The organism is Bartonella sp. HY038 (genome assembly GCF_014117425.1).
Lineage (GTDB): Bacteria > Pseudomonadota > Alphaproteobacteria > Rhizobiales > Rhizobiaceae > HY038.
Map to the genome: position 1 here is coordinate 960,902 of NZ_CP059725.1, position 22,832 is coordinate 983,733.

21 protein-coding genes are annotated in these 22,832 nt (G+C 41.2%); 12 read left to right on the forward strand and 9 right to left on the reverse strand.

Features of this window, described 5'->3' with window-relative positions; translation table 11 throughout:
* Positions 1-35: 35 nt before the first annotated feature.
* Positions 36-920, reverse strand: a complete 885-nt coding sequence (locus H3299_RS04035; RefSeq protein WP_182419032.1) for a LysR family transcriptional regulator — start codon at positions 918-920, stop codon at positions 36-38.
* A 209-nt stretch (positions 921-1,129) separates the two neighbouring features.
* Complete coding sequence (gene rpoZ / locus H3299_RS04040) at positions 1,130-1,534, reverse strand: DNA-directed RNA polymerase subunit omega (RefSeq protein WP_182419033.1); 405 nt, start codon at positions 1,532-1,534, stop codon at positions 1,130-1,132.
* Positions 1,535-1,746: 212 nt separating this feature from the next.
* Here rpoZ and H3299_RS04045 point away from each other — a divergent pair, with 212 nt between their 5' ends.
* Together H3299_RS04045 and H3299_RS04050 are read left to right on the forward strand one after the other, a co-directional pair.
* On the forward strand, positions 1,747-2,331 hold the full coding sequence (locus H3299_RS04045; RefSeq protein ID WP_182419034.1) for an NYN domain-containing protein: 585 nt from the start codon (positions 1,747-1,749) through the stop codon (positions 2,329-2,331).
* Between the two features lie 117 nt (positions 2,332-2,448).
* The gene (locus H3299_RS04050; RefSeq protein WP_182419035.1) at positions 2,449-3,117 is read left to right on the forward strand and encodes a uracil-DNA glycosylase; all 669 of its coding nucleotides are present in this window, start codon (positions 2,449-2,451) and stop codon (positions 3,115-3,117) included.
* Between the two features lie 59 nt (positions 3,118-3,176).
* Here H3299_RS04050 and H3299_RS04055 read toward each other — a convergent pair whose 3' ends face one another.
* Positions 3,177-4,379, reverse strand: a complete 1,203-nt coding sequence (locus H3299_RS04055) for an MFS transporter (RefSeq protein ID WP_182419632.1) — start codon at positions 4,377-4,379, stop codon at positions 3,177-3,179.
* Between the two features lie 405 nt (positions 4,380-4,784).
* Between H3299_RS04055 and H3299_RS04060 the strand changes: the two genes are divergently transcribed.
* Positions 4,785-6,896, forward strand: a complete 2,112-nt coding sequence (locus tag H3299_RS04060) for a lytic transglycosylase domain-containing protein (protein WP_182419036.1) — start codon at positions 4,785-4,787, stop codon at positions 6,894-6,896.
* 86 nt (positions 6,897-6,982) lie between these two features.
* On the opposite strand, the gene H3299_RS04065 is transcribed toward H3299_RS04060, so the two are convergent.
* Complete coding sequence (locus H3299_RS04065) at positions 6,983-7,144, reverse strand: hypothetical protein (protein WP_182419037.1); 162 nt, start codon at positions 7,142-7,144, stop codon at positions 6,983-6,985.
* Positions 7,145-7,312: 168 nt separating this feature from the next.
* Complete coding sequence (locus tag H3299_RS04070; RefSeq protein ID WP_182419038.1) at positions 7,313-7,924, reverse strand: hypothetical protein; 612 nt, start codon at positions 7,922-7,924, stop codon at positions 7,313-7,315.
* 535 nt (positions 7,925-8,459) lie between these two features.
* Here H3299_RS04070 and H3299_RS04075 point away from each other — a divergent pair.
* Together H3299_RS04075 and H3299_RS04080 are read left to right on the forward strand one after the other, a co-directional pair.
* Positions 8,460-8,807, forward strand: coding sequence for a RidA family protein (locus H3299_RS04075; RefSeq protein ID WP_182419039.1), 348 nt, complete (start codon positions 8,460-8,462; stop codon positions 8,805-8,807).
* A gap of 104 nt (positions 8,808-8,911) precedes the next feature.
* Entirely contained in the window at positions 8,912-9,796 is an 885-nt protein-coding gene (locus tag H3299_RS04080) for a metallophosphoesterase (protein ID WP_182419040.1), read from the forward strand.
* A 14-nt stretch (positions 9,797-9,810) separates the two neighbouring features.
* On the opposite strand, the gene H3299_RS04085 is transcribed toward H3299_RS04080, so the two are convergent.
* Positions 9,811-9,966: a hypothetical protein gene (locus tag H3299_RS04085; RefSeq protein ID WP_182419041.1), complete on the reverse strand. Its 156-nt coding sequence runs from the start codon at positions 9,964-9,966 to the stop codon at positions 9,811-9,813.
* A 532-nt stretch (positions 9,967-10,498) separates the two neighbouring features.
* Between H3299_RS04085 and H3299_RS04090 the strand changes: the two genes are divergently transcribed.
* The 4 genes from H3299_RS04090 (at position 10,499) to H3299_RS04105 (ending at position 13,717) form a co-directional block, all read left to right on the forward strand.
* Positions 10,499-11,056: an NADPH-dependent FMN reductase gene (locus H3299_RS04090; RefSeq protein WP_182419042.1), complete on the forward strand. Its 558-nt coding sequence runs from the start codon at positions 10,499-10,501 to the stop codon at positions 11,054-11,056.
* 501 nt (positions 11,057-11,557) lie between these two features.
* The gene (locus H3299_RS04095; protein WP_182419043.1) at positions 11,558-11,722 is read left to right on the forward strand and encodes a hypothetical protein; all 165 of its coding nucleotides are present in this window, start codon (positions 11,558-11,560) and stop codon (positions 11,720-11,722) included.
* Between the two features lie 251 nt (positions 11,723-11,973).
* The gene (murA, locus tag H3299_RS04100) at positions 11,974-13,263 is read left to right on the forward strand and encodes a UDP-N-acetylglucosamine 1-carboxyvinyltransferase (RefSeq protein WP_182419044.1); all 1,290 of its coding nucleotides are present in this window, start codon (positions 11,974-11,976) and stop codon (positions 13,261-13,263) included.
* Between the two features lie 10 nt (positions 13,264-13,273).
* Positions 13,274-13,717 carry a DUF2948 family protein gene (locus H3299_RS04105; RefSeq protein WP_182419045.1) on the forward strand — a complete coding sequence of 148 codons (444 nt, stop codon included), beginning with the start codon at positions 13,274-13,276 and terminating at the stop codon, positions 13,715-13,717.
* Positions 13,718-13,751: 34 nt separating this feature from the next.
* Here the strand turns inward: H3299_RS04105 and H3299_RS04110 are convergent, their stop codons facing one another.
* Entirely contained in the window at positions 13,752-14,204 is a 453-nt protein-coding gene (locus tag H3299_RS04110; protein ID WP_182419046.1) for a DoxX family protein, read from the reverse strand.
* A gap of 244 nt (positions 14,205-14,448) precedes the next feature.
* Here H3299_RS04110 and uvrB point away from each other — a divergent pair, with 244 nt between their 5' ends.
* Both uvrB and gndA read left to right on the forward strand, forming a co-directional pair.
* Positions 14,449-17,157 (forward strand): excinuclease ABC subunit UvrB, encoded by a 2,709-nt coding sequence (gene uvrB / locus H3299_RS04115; protein WP_182419047.1) that lies wholly within the window; start codon positions 14,449-14,451, stop codon positions 17,155-17,157.
* Positions 17,158-17,461: 304 nt separating this feature from the next.
* Entirely contained in the window at positions 17,462-18,895 is a 1,434-nt protein-coding gene (gndA, locus tag H3299_RS04120) for an NADP-dependent phosphogluconate dehydrogenase (protein WP_182419048.1), read from the forward strand.
* Positions 18,896-19,325: 430 nt separating this feature from the next.
* Here gndA and H3299_RS04125 read toward each other — a convergent pair whose 3' ends face one another.
* Both H3299_RS04125 and H3299_RS04130 read right to left on the reverse strand, forming a co-directional pair.
* Positions 19,326-20,399: a tartrate dehydrogenase gene (locus H3299_RS04125; RefSeq protein ID WP_182419049.1), complete on the reverse strand. Its 1,074-nt coding sequence runs from the start codon at positions 20,397-20,399 to the stop codon at positions 19,326-19,328.
* 44 nt (positions 20,400-20,443) lie between these two features.
* Complete coding sequence (locus tag H3299_RS04130) at positions 20,444-21,742, reverse strand: MFS transporter (RefSeq protein ID WP_182419050.1); 1,299 nt, start codon at positions 21,740-21,742, stop codon at positions 20,444-20,446.
* A 108-nt stretch (positions 21,743-21,850) separates the two neighbouring features.
* Between H3299_RS04130 and H3299_RS04135 the strand changes: the two genes are divergently transcribed.
* Entirely contained in the window at positions 21,851-22,765 is a 915-nt protein-coding gene (locus H3299_RS04135; RefSeq protein ID WP_182419051.1) for a LysR family transcriptional regulator, read from the forward strand.
* Positions 22,766-22,832: the final 67 nt, after the last annotated feature.

A 22,832-nucleotide genomic window follows, 5' to 3' on the forward strand; every position in this document is an offset into this window, starting at 1 on the left:
AAACAGACAAAATTGAATTTGGTTAACTCAGCTTTTTACAGAAAAGCAGCGCGATTGGTTTCGATAGATTGGGAAATAAAATTTGCCACTTCATGAATACGGCGAATGCCTTTTAAATTTTCATGATAGGATAGCCAATAGGAGCGAATAATTGCTTTTTCTGGCAGCACTACCACCAAATCAGGATAAGTTCTAGCGATATAGCTATGCAAAATACCAATGCCGCCGCCAGCTATAATGGCTTCCAATTGCCCTAATGTGCTAGATACTTGAAAATTAGAATGCCAATCTTCACTTATCTCATGGCTATAAGCAAGGGCAGGGGTGGAGATGAGATCGTCAACATAATCAATCTTGCGATGATGTACTAATATATCTTGAATATCTAATGGGTGGCCATGGCGCTTTAAATAATCCTTATGGGCATAAAGGCGCAATTTATAATCGGTCAGCTTTTTGGCAATAAGCCGCCCTTGCGCAGGGCGCTCAACGGTTATCGCAATATCGGCTTCGCGTTGGGACAGCGAAAAATTGCGTGAGACCGGTACCAATTGCAAGGTTAAATCTGGAAATTTTTCTGATAATTGCGGTAAATGCTTAGCAAGGAAAGAAACACCAAAACCATCAGGTGCAGCAATACGAATGGTACCACTAAGCTGCACATCTTCGCCACCAATTTGCGCTTGTGCTTGCAACATTTGCGCCTCAACTTGTTCTGCATGGTTTAAAAGGCGTTCACCTGCATCGGTGAGCTGCGTTCCAGTGGTGCTGCGCGTCACTAATTTGGTGTTCAATTGGTGTTCAAGCGCGGTTAGGCGCCGCGAAATAGTTGTATGATTAACTCCAAGCTGTTTGGCAGCTTTAAGCAACTGACTATTGCGCGCAACGCTTAAAAATATTCGTAAATCATCCCAATTCATACGCTTAAATTTGCATATGTTTGGCGATTATTCAATGCCATAAAACGCTTCTATAGGCTTATGCGCTTATTGTGTAAAAAATAGTTTTAATGAAATCTTGTTTGGCTCATCTAATTGAATTAGACCTATAAATGCAAAAAAACCGCCAACTGTTACAGTGGCGGTTTTATATAAAGTCGATTAATAATGATTAATTCAATAGTTTAGAATCAGTAATCATCATTCTTTTCAGGGGCAACCAAGCCCTCAATACCAGCAAGAAGATCGTCTTCAGACATTTGATCAAAGACTATAGGTTGATCTGCAACGTCATCATTAAATAACGAATCACCCAAACCTGCATCATCATGAGTAAGAAGTGCTGGTGCAATTTCAGGCTCATCAACTTCGACATGCTTTTGCATGGAATGGATAAGATCTTCTTTCAAATCGGCTGGTGACAAGGTCTCATCAGCAATCTCACGCAAGGCAACAACAGGATTCTTATCATTGTCGCGGTCAATAGTGATTTGCGCACCTTGAGAAATCTGACGGGCGCGGTGGCTAGCCAGAAGAATAAGCTCAAAGCGGTTGTTAACCTTATCAATGCAATCTTCAACAGTAACGCGGGCCATAGATGCCCCTTTCATTATATGCGGTTTAATGGATTTGAGGCTTACATAACCAGTTTTTATAAAAAAAACAAGAAAAACCAACCAAAGAGTTAAAATTCCTAAAGTTCTGTCTTGGCATCACTGCACAACTACATTAAGTTAGGTGTATTGTTCCAGTTATTTTAGCTCTGCATTCAATTAGTAATGCATATTATAAAAAGATGGTTTTAAATATGTTTGACCCAAGAGAGAAAATTGCTCTTTTTATTGACGGCGCAAATTTATATGCCGCCTCCAAAACATTAGGTTTTGATATCGACTATCGAAAACTTCTAAAAGCTTTTCAAAAGCGCGGTTATCTTTTACGCGCTTATTATTACACTGCTTTGGTTGAAGATCAAGAATACTCCTCGATTCGTCCACTTATTGACTGGCTCGATTATAATGGATATCGTGTCATTACTAAGGCAGCCAAAGAATTTACTGATGCGGCAGGTCGCCGAAAGGTAAAAGGCAATATGGATATTGAGCTTACCATTGATGCAATGGAGCTTTCGGAAACCGTTGATCATTTTGTTATTTTTTCTGGCGATGGTGATTTTAGATCTTTGGTGGAAGCTTTGCAACGCAAGGGTCGGAAAGTGAGTGTTGTTAGCACTCTTTCAACGCAACCAGCAATGATTTCGGATGATTTGCGCCGCCAAGCGGATCATTTCATTGATCTTGTTTCGCTAAAAAATGAAGTGGGTAGAGCACCAAGCGATAAGCCGAGTGACTCGCCAGCTTTTTATGAAGAAGACGAAGAAGACGAATATTGATTTTTTTTAAATGAAGTGGCGATATATATCGCCACTTTATAGTCTTTTTTGATGTTGCCGCGGCTTTTAGCCGTTTTATTATTTTATTTAAGGGCATAGTTTGCATTGTTATCAGTCATGAATTTTTCTGTAGCGCAATCATGTCCGGATCCTAGCTATGACTGCCCTTTATGCCCGCGCCTTCACGAATTTTTAAGTGAATGGCGGCAAATCGAGCCTAATTGGTATAACGGTCCAGTGAAGCCGTTTTGGCCAAAAGATGGTGCGCAAAGTGTTAAGCTGTTAATTATTGGCCTTGCCCCGGGTTTACGGGGGGCGAATCGCACAGGCCGACCATTTACAGGCGATTATGCCGGCGATTTGCTTTATTCTACATTGAAGCTGTTTGGCTTTGCACAAGGGCAATTTGAAGCACGTATTGATGATAGTTTACAATTAGTTGATTGCGCAATTGCTAATGCTGTGCGCTGTGTTCCGCCGCAAAATAAACCAGTGGGCGCAGAAATAAATATGTGTCGACAATTCTTATCACCATTATTTAACAATCTTCCAAATTTGAAAATTATCATAACCCTTGGTGCTATTGCCCATCAATCAACCATCCGTGCGCTTAAAAAGCCGGTAAGTCGTTATCCGTTTAAGCATGGACTTATGAGTGATGTTGATGGCTTGAAAGTTTTATCAAGCTATCATTGCTCACGTTATAACACCAATACAGGTGTTTTGACCGATGCAATGTTTCAAGACGTTTTTGAAAAAGCGCGCGCTTATCTTGATAATCAATAAAACGCTGGTCTAATTCATAAACCAGCGTCTTTTTTGTGGATTGAAAAGCGTAGTTAAGTCTAGCGTTTGAGTGTTTTAACTTCACCAGTTTTTAATTTTGGCAAAAATATTGCGACAAGTCCCAAGAATGGCAAAAACGAGCAAACATCAAATAGGGCTTGGATGCCATAAATATCAGCAACTTTGCCTAACACTGCCGCAGATATAGCGCCAATGCCAAAAGAAAGTCCAAAGCAAAGACCTGCCACTGTACCAACGCGGCCGGGCAATAATTCTTGCACAAAAACTACAATTGCTGGAAATGCCGATGCTAAGATTATACCAATAATAACCGATAAAATTGCCATGATTGGCAAATTAACATGCGGCATTAATAGAGTAAAAGGTAATACGCCAAGAATGGATACCCAGATAACTGAGCGTGCGCCAATGCGATCACCAATGCGACCACCAAAAATTGTGCCAACAGCTATACCGCCGAGATAAAGAAATAGTAAAATTTGCGCTGTATGAGTAGTAACGCCAAATTTGTCGATAGCATAAAACATATAAAAATTGCTCATACTGGCAAGATATACGTATTTAGCTAGCATCAATAAAAGCAATACAAATAAAGTACCAGCGATTTGTTTTTTAGATAAAAGCTGGGTTTGCCTAACTGCTTTTTTCTTTGCGGTAAATTTTAATTGGGCAGCATACCAACGGCTAACCCAAATCAACAATAAAAAGCCAATAAAGGCAATAATTGCAAAATATCCAATGCGGCTTTGCTGCGAGATAAACAATGCGGCTAATAACGGGCCAAGCGCTGCGCCAGTATTGCCGCCAACTTGAAAAATAGCTTGGGCAAAACCATGGCGACCGCCCGATGCAAGTCGCGTAACCCGTGAGGCTTCAGGATGGAATATGGCCGAGCCAAACCCAACACTCGCAACGCCAATGAGCAACACATAATAATGATGTGCATTCGCAAGCAATAGTAAGCCCACCATGGTAAATAGGGAGGCAAAGGGTAGCGAGTAGGGGAGCGGACGTTTATCGGTATAAAAGCCGATAAGTGGCTGTAAAACTGAACCAGTTATTTGATAGGTTGCGGTGATAATGCCAATTTGTAAAAATGTAAGGCCATAATTATCACTTAATAGAGGATAAATGGCAGGCAACATCGATTGCATGACGTCATTAAATAAATGACTAAGACTAATTGCAAGAAGAATGGCAATGACCGTATCTTCTGTTTTTACTGCTGGGTCCTTTATCATAGCCACTGCTCCTCCCTATTGCCTATGCATGATGTCGCTGTTCCTTAACTGGCCATTAGGGACATCATCACGTGGCTATTTAAAAATTTAAGCTTTGTCGCGTTTATAGCAATTATAAAATATTTTGGCAGGGGCAAATATGATTATAAAATAGGTTCGTGGTAACAAAATTGTGCGCCAAATCATAAATTAAAAAGCTAATCACAAAAGCTAAAGGTGTTTGCCTTGGTTTTAACGATTTTTCATATTATTGAAGTTTTATGCTGTTAACTATAGCTTTAGTTTTTTAACCCTTTTTTAACTACTATTCGTAACTACCCTGAAAATTAAGAGACGATTCACCATTAGCCTTTATGACTTTTGAAGATTAAATTTAAGATGTCAAAGCACTATGACGGGAAGCACATGATGAAATCTGGTTTATATCTTGGCCGAGTAGCATTAGTGAGTGGGCTATCTTTAAGTGCAATTGTTCAATCTTTTGCGCAAACGCCAAAACTGCCATCTGATGGCCCTGTGCCATTGGCGCGGCCCTTTGCTTCAGCGCCGCAAGCGGGAAGCAGTGTAGTTGCTGCAGATAATATTATCACTTCAGGTATTCCTAAATTGCCAACTGGTAAGATGGTTGGCAAATTAAAAGATGGGCTTGATGCGCTTTATAAAAAAAATGACGCAAATCGTGCTATCGCTATTCGAAATGGATTGGCGGTTAATTCCATTGACAGACAAATTTTGACATGGAGCCTAGCGACCTCTGGTGCGCCAGAAATGTCGAGCAGCGCTATTGTATCGGCGATGCATGAGGTGGCAGATTGGCCAGGCCAGTCAATTATGCAGCGCAATTTTGAACGGGCAATTTCGCGGGAAAATTTAAGCGCAGCAAATGTCATTAGTCTTTTTTCTAATCGCCGTCCTGAAACAGCACAAGGCATGGTAACGCTTGCCAATGCTTTAGCCGCATCGGGCAAAACTGCGCAAGCGCGGGCGGTTATTGCGCCATGGTGGCATCGCGAAAAGCTAAACCCAGCCGAAGAAAAATATGTTCTTGAAAAGCAAAAGGGTGTTTTAACCTCTGACGACCATCTTATCCGCATGAAAGCCATGTTGCTTGCCTATCGTATTGATGCAGCTGAGCGCGTTTCGGGGCCGGCCAAGGCACGCTCATTCTATCTTGCTTTTGAAGCGGTGGCGCGCAATAGAAAAGATGCAGGGCAAAGACTTGCTAATGTTGATCCATCTTGGCGTAAGGACCCTGTTTATAGTTATGCGCGTATTCAATATTTAAGGCGTGCTGGAAAATATACTGATGCTGCAAATGTGCTTTTAAAAACGCCAAAAGATGCAGCCTCATTAATTGATCCAGATGCGTGGTGGAATGAACGGCGTGTTTTATCGCGTGAAATGCTCGATCTTAATAATCCGAAACTTGCTTATCAATTGGCGGCGGCACATGCTGCAGAAAGTCCAACAGCCGCAGCAGATGCTGAATTCCATGCCGGTTGGTATGCGTTGCGTTTTTTGAATGATCCCAAAACTGCAATGCGCCATTTTAGCCAGATAGCAAAACTTTCATCGGGGCCAATTTCATTGTCGCGCGCTTATTATTGGATGGGCAGGGCAAGTGAAGCGCAAAAAAATCCTGCGCAAGCAACAAGCTATTATCAACAATCCGCCCGTTTTGGGACGACATTTTACGGGCAATTAGCTGCGGCGCGCCTTGGCGCATCAAAGCTTGAATTGCCTTATCCAAAACCAAGCAATGACGAAAAACAACGTTTTGAAAAACGCGGTGCTGTTCGCGCCATATTAAGGTTAGAGGCGGCAGGCTATAGTGATAAAGCAGGTTTACTTTATCGCGAATTAAGCCGCGAATTAAAAAGCCCCGGCGAACTTGCCTTGCTAGCGGTAATGGCAGAGCGCAAAAGCAACCATGTTATGAGTTTGCGCATTGGAAAAACGGCAGTTTTGCGTGGCATTAATGTGGGTGCGCTTTCGCATCCTTTGGGTGCTATTCCATCATCTGCCAATATTTCACCATCAGGTAAAGCGCTTGCTTATGCTATTGCCCGTCAAGAAAGTGAATTTAATCCAGCTGCAGTTTCAAGCGCTGGTGCACGCGGAATGCTGCAATTAATGCCAGCAACTGCAAAATCGGTAGCGGCAAAACGTGGCATTGCTTATAATGTGCAACGCTTGACGACTGATCCCGCCTATAATGCGACTTTGGGCGCCCATTTTTTAGGTGATCAGCTAGAGCGTTTTGATGGCTCTTATGTTTTGACCTTTGTTGGTTATAATGCTGGTCCAACTCGTGCTAATGAATGGATTAATCGCTATGGAGATCCGCGCGGCCGTGATTTGGATACAATTGTTGATTGGATTGAGCGCATTCCTTACACAGAAACACGCAATTATGTGCAGCGCGTGATGGAAAATTATCAGGTCTATAAAGCGCGGTTGACGGGTTCATTTACAATTAAAAATGACCTTATCGCAGGGCGCACAATGAAAAATTAGTAAAAATGAAAAACTAGCAAAAGAACCCAAAGTTGTATTTGCTTTGGGGCATTTCTTTTGCCGCGTTTACGCTTGTAAGAACGCCATTATTTTTTATCTTGAAAGGGTTGGGATTTTGCCGCTGCAATAATAGCCCGCTCATGGGCGTTGCTACGATAAAACAACTTGCGCACAAAATAACCGCTTAAAGCGCCTAACAGCGAAGATAGAGCAATTAATAAAATAATCTCAAAAGCAAGATGAAGCATGATTTACTTTTCCCCTTCATTGCGTTTGCTCACTGTCCAGCCGATAAAAAAGCTAACAATTGCTGCAATAAGCATCCATGGCCAAAGAAATGATATGAGAAAAGTCATAATTAAGGTCCTATAAGGTTAAATGCATGTCGCAATTATGTGGTTGATAGCTGAAATATTTTATTCGCTTTTGAGTGTGAGGCTTTGCAATTTTAACCCATTTGGTATGCTGAGATCCTTTATTGCCTTTTCAGCATCGCCATTTTTGGCAATGCCATTAATTGTAATGACATCATCACTAAGGATAATCTCGCCACTTTTTAACTGCTGAATCTGTGCTGCCGCATAATGAAGCCACTCAGCAAATTTTTCATCCGCACCTCGCGCATTGCCGGCTTGATCAATAATAACGCCATCCATATTATCTAAAATAGCGAAACGATCAAACTCGACTGGGAAATCGCCTCTGATGGTGATGGTATCATCATTTTTTTCTAAAATAAATTCAAAAGGCGCTTTTAGTGGCGGAACGATAACCTCATCAGTAACCGATGCTATGCCCCATATGGCCGCAGCTTTGGCTAATACATCGCTTTCAATATTTTCAGTTGCGGCGATACCGCGTATCGTAAGGTCGCGGCCATCAAGATCATAAGTCGCCCAAATCTTATCTGTAAGGAGGTTTTCAACTTCATTGGTAAGTTGCGTCGTCATTGCACTCAAGCAAAACCATAATGCCATCACTGAAAAGAAAATAATGGTTGTAAGCAAGGGCCAAAATAGTCGGCGCATAGGATTTCCTTTTAAAATGCTACTTTTGCAGCATATTTATTAAAATTGCTAATTTGCGATAAATATTGAAGAATTTTTATGAAAGCAATATAATTTATAGCAAAGATTGCTTTTGCTTTAAAAATGGCAATAAAAATAGCCTTTTAAAAAAGGGAAGGGGAGTTTGTGAAAACAAAAATATTTACAGGAAAACGAGTTGGGCTAGATTAAAGCACAACCCTCACGCATTCATTATCGAATAATGAATGGACTTGCTAAGGTCATTGCCTTCAAATCCTAACCAGTTACTCCCATTGAGAAAATCATAAGCGCAACGCCAACATTCAATGAAAGGATCATAGCTGAATAGGTTATGGCCGTTTTGACGATATCATTCATTTGATCACCTATAGGTTTGTAATTTAACATCACATTACGTTACAACACGAAACATAACAAATTGTTACAATTGCGGCAATGGTAAAAAAACTTATTCCTTTTTATTTTTTTCTTGTTAAAACATTCATATCAACTCAATTTAAATGGAGGAATGAGCATGTCTGATATAAAGCGTATTGAGCCTGGTAAACGCATGAGCAATGCAGTTGTGCATAATGGTGTTGTCTATCTTGCTGGTCAAGTCGGCGAACCAGGTGCTAGCGCAAGCGATCAAACCAAGCAAATTTTAGCTGAAGTGGATCGTTTGTTAGCTCTTGCAGGTTCAGATAAGACACGTATTTTGAAAGCAATGATCTGGCTTTCGGATATGAAATATTTTGCCGATATGAATGCCGTTTGGGATGAATGGGTTGCACCAAATGCAGCTCCTGCCCGCGCAACCGGTGAAGCAAAGCTTGCAGCCCCTGAATATTTGGTTGAGATTGTTATTACTGCTGCTGTTTAAGAAATTTTGTTTCATAAATTATGGCATATGTCATGGCTATCTATGGCATATGTTTTTAATTTTTAAATTGTATATTTAAAACTCAATTGAAATTAAGGTTTTTAATGTTTCGCCTTATTCATATTTCTGATGTTCATTTAACGCCAATGCCTGAGCCAAAGCTTTTTCAGCTATTGAATAAGCGCATTACTGGCTGGGTTAATTGGAAGATGAACAGAAAAGGCGAAATCGGCAATGAAACCTTGCAGTGCATTATCAATGATATTAAAAATCAACCCCATGATCATATAGCGATTAGCGGTGATTTGGTTAATTTAGCATTGCCGATTGAGTTTCAAAATGCCCGTATTTGGTTAGAGCAATTGGGAAATGCGCAGGATATATCTGTTGTTTTTGGTAATCATGATGCCTATGTACCTACTGCATTAAAAACCGCTATAAAAACATTTGCGCCATGGATTAGCAGTGACGTGGCTGTCAACGCACCTTTTCCCTATATGCGGATAAGAAAAGATGTTGCAATCATTGGTTGCTCGTCAGCTATTGCAACCATGCCTTTTCGGGCCACAGGTAAATTTGGTAAGCGCCAAGCAGACAGCCTTAAAAAATTATTGCACATAGCTGCAGAAAAACAACTTTTTCGCGTGGTGATGATCCATCATCCGCCTATTCATAATGCGACGCATCGCCACAAAATCTTAACAGATATTGATTGCTTTCAAACAGTTATCGCCGAGTGTGGTGCAGATTTGATTTTGCATGGTCATACTCATTTGCCAACACTTTATAGCATAAAGGGTAGAGATGGCGACATACCTGTCGTGGGGGTTGCATCAGCTTCGCAGGGTTTTGGCGGCAAAAAACCACCAGCCAATTATAATGTGTTTGAAATTGAAAAGCAAAATGGCAAATGGCAAAATAGATTATCACGCCACACAATTTTAAATGCTGAAAATGATATTCGCTGTAGCGAAACCATTTTATTTTAATTAGACAAAAAAAGTCACCAAATAATTGATAATTGCTCAATAAGGATAAGGGTTGCGGCTGCAATGGAAAGGCACGTAATACAGATTATAAATCCATATTCTACAATGCTCATAATCACATTATGACTGCTGCGTAGCGGCGAGACTTCAAGAGGAACTTGCTTAGTCATTAGAGCACTTTCAACGAATATTATTTGAATTGACCTAATGGTTTTTACAGCGATTCTGTTTCAATGGGTTTAAAACTCTTGGTAAATTATGGGTAAATGATGGGTGAACTGTAAAATTACCGTGGCTAGGTGTTTATTTGCGCTTTATCATTATGAGAGTTATTTGCAATGCAGCAAAATCTTAAGGCTAGATTGTCATCTTTGGTTTAGATTTTCATATTAGTGTCAATATTTTTTTGACAGTGCGTTGCACTAAAATCACTTACCTATATTGATGTTTTGGAATAGTCTCATAGTTAAATAATTGCATGTTTTGTGGTGATTAGTCGATTATGGGTCTGCTAAATCTTGGTTTTTGAGTTTGTTAGATTTCACATTAAAATGATGGATAAAATCATAAAACTGTCAATTAATGGCATTACTTTTAAATAATAAACTATATATTGCCATTGAGTTTGATTTTTCTGCGATGGTTATCTTGAAGCATGGCAGAATGGACGACAAATCTTCAAGACGTTTAAACAGGTGTAAAATGTCAAAAGTATATAATATCGGTGTTTTCGTTGGTTCATTACGCAATGCTTCTTATAGCCGTAAATTAGCTAATACATTTAAGAAGATTGCTCCAGCAGGTCTTAATCTTGAAATTATTGAGATTGGCGATATGCCAATGTATAATGAAGATCTTGAAACCGACGTACCACCAGCTTCATGGTCAACGTTCCGTCATGCCGTAAAGCATGTTGACGGCTTCTTGTTTATTACACCTGAATATAACCGTTCTGTACCAGCTGTACTTAAAAACGCTATTGACGTTGGATCGCGCCCCTATGGACAAAGTGTTTGGAATGGTAAGCCAGGTGCGGTTGTATCGCTTTCTCAGGGAATTATTGGCGGTTTTGGTGCCAATCATCATTTGCGTCAATGTTTGGTATTTAATGATGTACAAACTATGCAGCAGCCTGAAGCCTATTTATCACATATTCAAAATATCATTACCGATAGTGCAGAACCTGCTAATGAATCTTCCCATGCATTCTTGGTTAGTATTCTTACTGCGTTTGAAGCTTTGGTTAAAAAGTTTGACTAAGCATTGCCCGCAAAAGTGCAAAGCGGTTTTGCGTTAAGGACAATGCGTTGAATTACACATTGCCCGCAAAAGTGCAAAGCGGTTTTGCGTTAAGGACAATGCGTTAAATTATACATTGCCCGCAACTATCTAAATTTACAGTCTTTAATAAGGCTGCCTTATTGATATAAGCGTTAATAAAAGCATTTCCACTGCCGATTATTTTCGCTTTATTGGCCGCTAGCATGTTTCATGTTAGCGGCTAATTTTTGGGCTTGGTTCTTTTAGTGATTTACCTATTTAAATGTCTCTTCATCTGTGCCTATCAAAGGTACTGTTGCTATCTTGAAAAAAAACTCGCTTCAATATAAATAGGCAGCTTACATAATTAAAACTGGTTGCTTAGAGTGCGTGTGTTTATTGTTGAAGCGGTAACATGCTCTAGGCTCTTTATTTGGGCGCATTGTTGACAAGAGAAAGTTAAATCAACTTTTTTTCAAAAAATGCTTAAATGGGCAAAGCATGAGTATTGACCAAAAAAAAGAACATCAAAAAAAGCGCTTGGCAAAACAGTTGCGCACGAACCTAATGCGCCGTAAAGCACAAGCTCGACAAAGAACCGAGGATGGTGCTGAGGATGAGGTGCTTGATGGTGATGCTATCGAAAGCGGTGATAAAGATAAATAGCGGTTTAATTGCAATTAGCGCAATAATTTTTGGCTAGATATCATTAAGAAATTTTAATGTTTGCCATAATTTTGTAGTTAAATATTTTTATCAATTTTTGTTCGCCATTAAAACACTTTTAAAGCGTTGCAACTTATTATAGAGCTGTGAACTCTAAATGACATAGTTTTAAAAGCATTTATTTAACCAAGGCTTTGTCATTTACACGATATTGCGACAATCGACTATCAGCATTTAGGAAGGCAATTAGAATGGATCGTATAAGAATTATCGGCGGTAACCGGCTTAATGGGGTTATTCCGATTTCTGGCGCAAAAAATGCTGCTTTGCCTTTAATGATCGCTTCTTTGCTAACCGATGATATGTTGACCTTAGAAAATGTGCCCCATCTTGCAGATGTAGAACATTTGATTCGTATTTTAGGCAATCATGGTGTTGATTATTCGGTAAATGGCCGCCGTGAACATCAAAATGGCAGCTATTCGCGCACTGTGCATTTTAATGCTCGCCACATCGTTAATACCACTGCGCCATATGATCTTGTTTCGACAATGCGTGCGAGTTTTTGGGTAATTGGGCCGCTGCTTGCCCGTATGGGTGAAGCCATTGTTTCGCTGCCTGGTGGTTGCGCCATTGGTACGCGCCCGGTGGATTATATCTTGGATTGCCTTAAGGCGCTTGGCGCAAATATTCATATCGAAAATGGTTATGTCCATGCCAATGTTGGCGATGGCTTAGTTGGCGCTGAATATACATTCCCTAAAGTAACTGTTGGGGGCACCCATGTCATGCTAATGGCGGCAAGTCTAGCTAAGGGTGATACTATTATTCATAATGCTGCAGCTGAACCAGAAGTTGCTAATCTTGCTGATTGTTTAAACCAGATGGGGGCAAAAATCTCTGGTGCTGGTACATCAACCATTAAAATTTCGGGCGTTTCTGGCCTTTCTGGCGCGCGTGTACGGATTATTCCAGACCGTATTGAAACTGGAACCTATGCAATGGCTGTTGCGATGACGGGCGGCGATGTGGTGCTTGATGGCGCCGATCCGCGCCAATTAACATCAGTTCTTGAAACATTGCGTCAAACGGGTATTGAAATTGAAGAAAGTGCCAACCAAATCCACATTCGCCGCAATGGCCATGCGATTGAGCCGGTTGATATTGAAACCCAACCTTTCCCCGGTTTTCCAACCGACTTACAGGCACAATTTATGGGGCTTATGACCCGGGCGAATGGCACATCTCATATTACCGAAACCATTTTTGAAAATCGTTTTATGCATGTGCAAGAATTGGCGCGGCTTGGCGCAAAAATTTCGCTTTCTGGGCAAACAGCAACGGTCGAGGGTGTTGAGAACTTGCAAGGGGCGCAAGTCATGGCCACCGATTTGCGGGCATCAGTTTCTTTGGTAATCGCAGGTCTTGCAGCGCAAGGTGAAACGATGATTAGTCGTGTTTATCACCTTGATCGCGGTTTTGAGCGCCTTGAAGAAAAATTATCTCATTGCGGCGCCGTTGTTGAACGTATCCGTGGGTGAGTAGAGCATCATGGCCTTATTAAAATTATTAGCCCTTGATAGTGAAGATTTAGCAATTATATCCGCTCACGCGCAAGATGCTGTTTTAAAAGTAAAAGATATCGATTGGCAGCCTAAGGATAAGCGCTTGGTGATTGCTATTAACCGTTTTGCTTGGGAAATTGAAAAGCCACGCGGATTTTTTAAGCGGCGTAATATTCCAGAACGGCATTTTGCGGTTTTGCGATTTGATCGGGTTGAAAAAATTCAAGCTCGCAATATTAATAGTGATAAAGCCGAAGAGGTTTTATCCTTATTAGCTATTCAATTTGAAGAAGGCGATAATCCGCAAGGCACAATTCAATTGCAGTTTTCAGGTGATTGCGCTTTGCGTTTAAGTGTTGAATGTATTGAATGCCAGTTGGGAGATCTTGGCCCCGTTTGGCAAGCAAAAAACCGTCCTAACCATGATTAATCATGGTTAGGACTAAAGCTTTTTAAAAATCTGCTTAAAAATCTGCTTGTTGCGGTTTACCAGCTTGTTGAAATTCATAAATAGCAACAATAAGACAGCAAATAGCCCAAAAGACCAAATATTCATCGCCGCCTTGGTTCCATGTCCAAGCAAAATAGCCACGATTGATATTTAACGCGGTAAGGGCGCTTAAAAGAATAGTCATGGCGCCAAGAGCCGCATAGCGTGAGCAAATACCTAATATTAAAGCTAATCCGCAGGTAACCTCGCCAAGCGCGGCAAAATAAACCCAAAATTCAGCTGGATAAAATCCAACCTTAGCAAAAAAGCCAACAGTATCAGGATTAAGGGTTGGAAAGTGGCTAAACTTACCGTAGGCTTCTGGCAAAAGAAATAAGCCACAAATGATACGCAATAGGTGTTCGGTATTTCTAAAATTAAAATTGCTTGCTTTTAGCTTGAAATCATCCAAATAAAATAGCTTCATGATCTGAGCCTTTTGTAATGTCGATTATAGTTATTTTAAGTTGGGGCACCGAGGTACTTTGCATAATTTTTTGCATTATTTATTGTGTTGTATTTTAGGTAAAATGCTTCGCGATACGCATGACGCGATACATATGATATGAAGCGCACCGCTTACATTGTATTGCCGTTAAATTTATTAAACATATCTTTTATTGATGCTAAAAGTTACTATATACAGTTCAACATATATAGCGAGTGTAAAAATGGCCGAAAATAAAAGCTCAAAAAAAGTTGATCAAAGTAATCACATTAAAGACGGTCAAAATGATGAAGGCATAACAAGCATAGCGTCTTGGGCGAATGAATTAAGTGATGCGGCTGAAAAAGATGTTGTTGAGGTGAAAGCTAAAACGGCAAAAGCCAAAGCAACCAGTGCAGCTAAAAAATCAGTCAAAAAAACCGCTAAAGATGAAAAGCCAATGAAGACATCGCGCGGCACGTTACTTGGCGGTAAAGCTTCCGCTAAAGAGCGCAGCCGTGCGGGACTTAATCCTGTTTCAGGGTTAGATATTTCACTAGAAGATGCTGATAATTTACCCCAAAGCGGTGCGACGGCAACGGTTGAAGCATTATCTGCGCTTATTTCATCGGGCAATCCACTTTTTAAAAATGGTGAGCTTTGGACACCGCATCGACCCGATCGGCCACATAAGTCCGAAGGCGGTATTCCGTTTAAAATGCATACACCGTTTTTACCATCAGGTGATCAGCCAACGGCTATCAAGGATTTGGTGGAAGGTCTTAACAGCGATGATCGCACACAGGTTCTCTTAGGTGTGACAGGGTCAGGCAAAACCTTTACCATGGCTAAAGTCATTGAGGAAACCCAAAGGCCGGCGCTTATTCTTGCACCAAATAAAACCCTTGCTGCACAGCTTTATGGCGAGTTTAAATCATTCTTTCCTGATAATGCGGTTGAATATTTTGTTTCCTATTATGATTATTATCAGCCCGAAGCCTATGTTGCGCGGTCCGATACTTACATTGAAAAGGAATCATCGGTTAATGAGCAGATAGACCGCATGCGCCATGCTGCCACCCGTGCGGTGCTTGAGCGTGATGATGTTATTATTGTTGCATCTGTTTCTTGTATTTATGGTATTGGGTCGGTTGAAACTTATACCGCAATGACCTTTGAGATGAAGGTTGGCGATAGGTTAGATCAACGGCAATTATTATCCGATCTTGTCGCGCAGCAGTATAAGCGGCAAGAATTTAATTTCGTGCGTGGTTCTTTCCGTGTGCGCGGCGATACAATTGAAATTTTTCCAGCCCACTTAGAAGATAGGGCATGGCGCATTTCATTGTTTGGTGATGAGATTGATACAATTACTGAGTTTGACCCGTTAACTGGTAAGAAAACTGGCGATTTAAAATCGGTTAAAATCTATGCAAATTCGCACTATGTGACACCGCGGCCTACTTTAAATCAGGCGATAAAAAGCATCAAAACTGAGTTGCGTAACCGCCTTGTCGAACTTAATGATGCGGGGCGCTTATTAGAAGCGCAAAGAATTGAACAACGCACCAAGTTTGATCTTGAAATGTTGGAAGCAACAGGTTCTTGCCCGGGTATTGAAAATTATTCACGTTATCTCACGGGACGTAAACCGGGTGAACCACCACCAACCATGTTTGAATATATTCCGGACAATGCTTTGGTCTTTCTTGATGAAAGCCATGTTACCATTCCGCAAATTGGCGCTATGTATCGTGGTGACTTTCGACGTAAAGCAACCTTGGCAGAATATGGTTTTCGCTTGCCATCTTGTATGGATAACCGTCCCTTGCGTTTTGAGGAATGGGATGCAATGCGCCCGCAAACCATAGCCGTTTCTGCAACGCCTGCTCAATGGGAAATGAATGAAGCAGGCGGCGTCTTTGCCGAGCAAGTTATTCGTCCAACAGGTCTTATCGATCCGCCCGTTGAAATTAGGCCAGCAAAAACGCAGGTTGATGACGTGATGGGCGAAATATTAGCCACCAGTAAAAAAGGCTATCGCTCGTTGGTGACGGTACTTACCAAACGCATGGCGGAAGATTTAACTGAATATTTGCACGAGCAAGGCATTAAGGTGCGCTATATGCACTCAGATATTGATACGCTTGAACGCATTGAAATTATTCGCGACTTGCGTCTTGGTACATTTGACGTTTTGGTGGGTATCAACCTTTTGCGTGAAGGTTTGGATATTCCTGAATGTAGTTTTGTTGCCATTCTTGATGCGGATAAGGAAGGCTTTTTGCGGTCTGAAACATCACTTGTTCAGACCATTGGTCGTGCGGCGAGAAATGTTAATGGTCACGTTATTCTTTACGCCGATAAGATGACGGGTTCGATGGAGCGCGCAATTAACGAAACCAATCGCCGGCGCGAAAAACAGGTTGCTTATAATCTTGAGCATAATATCACGCCAGCAAGTGTCAGCAAGAATATATCCGATATTCTTGGCTCTGTTTATGAGCGAGATCATGTTCGCGCTGATATTTCGCAATTTATCGATGAAGGTGCGATGATAGGCAATAATCTTGCCACCCATATCGCGCATCTTGAAAAACGTATGCAGGAGGCTGCCGCCGATCTTGACTTTGAGGAAGCCGCACGCTTGCGCGATGAAGTCAAGCGTTTGCGCCAAACCGAACTTGCTATCGCCGATGATCCATTAACCCGTGAAACAATACGAACGATTGAGGGAACCGCCAAAAAGGTTAGTAAAAGCCTTTTTGCCAAGCCTGATTTGGATCATATGGGACCAACAATGGATACCGGACTACCTATGCCAGATTCGTCCGTTAATGATGAGTTGGCGCCGGTAAAGCGCGGGCGTATTGGTGTTGGGTCTTATGAAGAACCTGAAAAATCTAATAGTCGAAAAGGCAGGGCGCGAAAAACGGGTCGGCCAGGAAAATAAGTTTTAAAGCTGTTTATCAAACGTCCCTTTCAATTGCATGATAGGGGCGTTTTTATTTGCAGGCTTGAGCTTTACGAATGATGATATAATTTGCAGCCTTAAGCAGATCAATTTTTTAAATGATCAATATTTTATCAATCATGGCTTTTTTTGTTTTTAAATTGTGCAATTTGATATAGTCTTTGGCAAATAATATCTCGACAATTGGGCAGCATCAGCACTTATCAATGATGAGGCAGTCTTTCGCTTCATTCAATATTCGTCTTTATGCTAATTTTTTTACTAAGTTGAAAGTGAGAAAAACGTGGAACAAGCAGAAATTGGATTGATTGGTCTTGCCGTAATGGGGGCAAATCTTGCCCTTAACATTGCGGAAAAAGGTTATCGCGTCGCCGTTTATAACCGTACTTATGCCAAGACAGAAGAATTTTATAAAAATGCTGGCGATCTGCAGGATAAAATCATTCCATGTAAAACATTGGAAGAATTTGCGGCTGCCATTCGCCCACCGCGTCCAATTATTATCATGATTAAAGCTGGTGAACCAGTTGACGAACAATTACAAGAATTAGCACCACATCTATCAGACAATGATATTATGATTGATGCGGGTAATGCCAATTTCCGCGATACAATCCGCCGCTTTAACACCTATAAGGACACAGGCTTGACCTTTATGGGCATTGGGGTTTCAGGCGGTGAAGAAGGTGCGCGTCACGGTCCATCAATTATGGTTGGTGGCACAGAAACCTCATGGAAGCGGGTTGAACCAATCTTAACTGCAATTGCTGCGCGCTATGATGGCGAACCTTGTGTTGCACGCATGGGCAATGACGGTGCTGGCCATTTTGTTAAAACCATTCATAATGGTATTGAATATGCTGACATGCAGATGATTGCCGAAATTTATGGCATTTTCCGCGATGGTCTTAAAAAGGACGCGCACGATATTTCCAATATTTTTGGTGAATGGAATAAAGGCCGCCTTAACTCTTATTTGATCGAAATTACTGCAACGGTTTTAGGCGCAAAAGACCCAATATCTGGTATGCCCATGGTTGACATGATTGTCGATAAAGCTGGACAAAAAGGCACAGGCAAATGGTCGGTGATTGAAGCGCAAAATATGAATGTGCCAGCAACCTCGATTGAGGCAGCGGTTGCTGCTCGTTGTATTTCAGCTCTTAAAGATCAACGTCAAGCTGCAGCTAAATTATTTGGTGCGCAAAATACCGATTTTTCAATTTCGTATGATGATGCGCTTAATCATGATTTGGCACAAGCATTGCTTGCCGCTAAAATTGCCGCCTATGCGCAGGGCTTTGTTGTTATGGCAGAAGCATCACGCGACTATAATTGGTCGTTGCCAATGCCTGAAATTGCAAAGATTTGGCGCGCTGGTTGCATTATCCGTTCGCAATTTTTGGATGATATTGCTAAAGCCTTTGTTGATGCACCAGATGCAGTTAATCTTATTGTAACGCCAACATTTGCTGCCATGGTTAAAGAGGCATTGCCATCTTTACGCCGTATCACTTGCGCCGCCTTGCAAGCAGGTTTGCCTGTTCCAGCTTTGTCAGCAGCTCTTAATTATTTTGATAGTTATAAGCAAGAACGCGGTACTGCCAATTTAATTCAGGCGCAACGCGATTTCTTTGGCGCGCATGGTTTTGATCGTATCGATGGCAAGGATATTCACCACGGCCCTTGGGGATCTGGTTTAGCTGATTTTAAATAAGCAGTTAAATGTAGTTAATGTGGTTGCAACCATTTACCGCTTACCCAATATCAATCTTATTCATTGTTTCAAGTCGCATGAATTATGAAAAATGATAATCTTGGATTGATTTTGGGGGAGGGGTTGAAGCATAATCTGCTAATTGGAATGAAGTGGTCTGAGAATTTTTTTGTAAAAATCCAAGGATTTAATTGAGAAAAGGCGCTAAAACTTAAGAATATTCTTAAGTTTCCTCGACAAAGTTAGCACAAAAATTTCCTCATACCATTTCGTTCAAATTAATGGGTTCTGACCCTAGGGTGTTGGAGAGCTAAAGATGGAGCTATACCCATCTTTAGCTCTCGTGACCGTATATTCTTGAGCCGCATTATCTTTGCAAAGATCAATGATTCATGACGCAGCTGTTTTTAATGATATCATATTGAAAAACTTAAATATTGCTGCTTGCAATGGCATCTAACATTGCATCGGTTACCTCTTTTGTTGTCGCAGTGCCACCAATATCTGGTGTTTTAATATTTTTGCCACCAACAATTTCAATAGCATCCATAATTCGGTTAGCACCGCCAGTTTCACCTAAATGGTCAAGCATTTGCGCCGCTGTCCAAAAGGCTGCAATAGGGTTGGCTATTCCTTTACCGGTAATGTCAAAAGCTGAACCATGAATAGGTTCAAACATTGAAGGGAAACGGCGCTGCGGATCAATATTGGCCGTTGGGGCAACACCAAGGCTACCTGCCAATGCTCCCGCAAGATCAGATAAGATATCGGCATGAAGATTGGTGGCAACAATTGTATCTAAGCTTTCTGGTTTCAGCACCATCCGCACAGTCATTGCATCAACCAACATTTTATCCCAAGTCACCTCTGGAAATTCCTTTGATACTTCCTCAGCTATTTCATCCCACATCACCATACCAAAGCGTTGCGCATTAGATTTCGTCACCACTGTTAACAGTTTTCGTGGTCGCGATTGAGCTAATGCAAAGGCATAGCGCATAATGCGAGCAACTCCAGTACGGGTAAAAATAGATACTTCAGTCCCAACTTCCTCTGGCAAGCCCTTATGGGTGCGCCCACCATTTCCTGAATATTCCCCTTCAGAGTTTTCACGCACAATAACCCAATCAAGAGTACCTACGCCGCAATTGCGCAAAGGCGGCACAATACCGGTTAATATTTTTGTTGGACGAACATTGGCATATTGGTCGAACCCCTGACATATGGGCAAGCGCAAGCCCCATAAAGTGATATGGTCAGGAATATCTGGCGCGCCTACAGCACCAAAATAGATCGCATCATATGGCTTTAATTGCTCTAACCCGTCTTTGGGCATCATTTCACCATTTTTACGGTAATAATCCGACCCCCAATCAAATGTGGTAAAGTCAAATTCTACGCCATTTAGCCGCTTTTCAACTGCTTTAATAACCTTAATGCCAGCTTCGATAACCTCAGGACCAATACCATCGGCTGGAATAGCTGCTATTTTATATTTATGCATAATAAACCTCTTTTATCCTTAAATATATTATATCAAACTGTCTTCTATTTTACTGGCTTGGTTGCCGACGCCAGAATAATGGTTAAAACACTTGAAACAACAAGCAAACCCGCTACAAAATATAAACCGCCGGAAAAACTACCGCTTTGATCTTTTATCCAACCAATCATTGTTGGACCCAAAAAACCACCTAGATTTCCGATTGAATTGATAGTTGCAATGCCGGCCGCGGCGGCAGAACCTGATAGGAAAATAGTTGGCATGCTCCACATTGGTGGCTTTGAACAAGATATGCCAATATTAACGATGGTAAGGGTAAAAATTATACCTATGATCGACGAAACCATCGCAGCTAGCACAAGACCACAAGCAGCAACCAAACATGCAATCACTACATGCCAAGTACGCTCATTGGATTTATCGGAATGACGTGCCCAAAGGAACATAGCAACCACGGCAAATATAGCAGGAATTGCATTAGCAAAGCCAATCTCCAAAGAATTAAGCCCTGTTGTTTTAATGATTTGTGGCGCCCAAATCCCAGGCGTATACAGCCCTGCCGATGTGCCGAAATATATGATAGCAAGCGCTAAGACGCGAATATCAGCAAGCCCTGCTAATATGCTATGCTTGGCAGTAGCTTGTTTATTGCGCTGCTCATTCGCCATTGTTTCAGTAAGCCAATTACGCTCATCTTTACTTAACCAGTTTGCCTTTTCGGGCTTGTCTGTCATATAGAATAATACAACCACACCCAATATAATGGCGGGTATTGCCTCTAGAATAAACATCCATTGCCAACCGGCATAGCCCATTAAACCATGCATCTGCATTAGCGCACCAGATATTGGTGAGCCAAGTGCCGTTGATAGCGGGGCAGCAGCCATAAATAATGCAGTGACACCGGCGCGCGAACGCATTGGAAACCAAAAACTCAAATAAAGAATGATGCCAGGGAAAAACCCCGCTTCGGCTGCACCAAGTAAAAAACGCAAAACATAAAAACTAACTGGCCCTTGCACAAAAGCCATTGCACCTGAAACCAACCCCCATGTGATCATCACCCGCGCAATCCAAATTCTTGCGCCAACCTTATTTAAAATAAGGTTAGAGGGTACTTCAAAGAGAAAATAGCCAAGAAAAAAAATGCCTGCGCCTAACCCATAAACCGTATTGGAAAGGCCGATATCCTTATTCATTTCAAGCGAGGCAAAACCAATATTGACCCGATCAAGAAAGGCGATGAAATATAAAACCATGATAAATGGCACTATGCGCCAAGTAACCTTTTTTATGACCGCGTTACCATAGGTCACATGATCAGCTTTAACCTCTTGCTGCATGTCTTCCTCCCATCATGCAATAACTCCCACGCCATAAAAGCGCTCGCGAGGTTGGAAAAACAATGTTAAATTGATTATATAAAAAAATGGAATAATAGGGGAAATATAATGGATCTTGCCCATATCGAGTATTTTTTGCTGCTTTGCAAAGAAATGCATTTTGGCCGCACTGCAAAAAAATTGAATATTGCCCCCGCCAGTCTCTCACGGCATATTCGAATGCTTGAGCAATCTTTCAATGTTCGGCTCTTTATTCGTACAACTAGAAATATTATCCTTACCAAAGAAGGCGAATATCTTTTTAAACATGGTCCAGAATTATTAACACTTGCACAAACAATTACGCAGAATATCGCTTTAATGGAAAAAACTGAGAAAAATGAATTGCAAATTGGTGCAATGGATAGTGCTGCGTCTGGTCTATTACCAATGCTTATGCGTGATTTTTATCAAGAAAATCAAAATATCAAACTTTTCATGCACGAAGATAAAACAATTAATCTCATTCCGAAAATTCTCACCGGTCGGCTCGATATTGCGTTTATCCGCTCACCAGAACAAAAAAATCCATTATTGCAAATAATCAACCTTTTTGATGAACATATGGTTATTGCGCTGCCTAGCAGCCATCCACTGGCCACAGCAGAAAAAATAACCATCGATGATCTTAAAGACCAACCAATGATATTACCAGAGCGGCGCTATCGCCCCCATAGCCATGATCTTGTTATCAATATTTTCAAAAGCAAAGGCTATGATATCAATATTGCGCAAATGGCCAGCGAAAAAAATACAATCATTAATCTTGTTGCTATGAATATCGGGCTTGCGATTGTTCCACTATGGACAACAAAATTAACCCAGCAAGGGGTTAGTTTTGTTGAACTGCAACTTACCGACAATGCAAACTTAATGCGGCTGCCCCTTGCAGTAGCATTTTTAAAAAACACCAGAGACGCGGCCCGCGAAAAGTTGTTTGAAATACTGCAAAAAAATATCAAAAACTATGCCGATGAACTATAGTTTATTTTTGCCACAAACTGGCATAGTTTTCCTTTGCGAAGAGCCATATTAGCAACTTTAAGCTATT